The 253-nt window shown below is 56.9% G+C and carries 1 protein-coding gene; it reads left to right on the forward strand.

The window, feature by feature from the left end:
* On the forward strand, positions 1-253 hold a 253-nt coding region (locus tag Q4563_RS21170; protein ID WP_303605926.1), incomplete at both ends, for a bifunctional ornithine acetyltransferase/N-acetylglutamate synthase.

Below are 253 nucleotides of genomic sequence, written 5' to 3' on the forward strand. Positions count from 1 at the left end.
GACCATTGATGATGCCGATTCGCCAGTGGCTGAAGCCCTGTTTGCCGAACTGAAAATCGCATTCCAGTTGTTGGCTCAGGCCATTGTGCGTGACGGGGAAGGGGCAACCAAGTTTGTCACCGTCGAAGTGGTCGAGGCACAAGCCGCGCAAGAAGCGCTGGATGTGGCCTATACCGTGGCCCATTCACCTCTGGTCAAGACAGCGATGTTTGCCTCCGATGCCAACTGGGGTCGTATTCTGGCCGCTGTTGGT

The organism is Gilvimarinus sp. 1_MG-2023 (genome assembly GCF_030548285.1).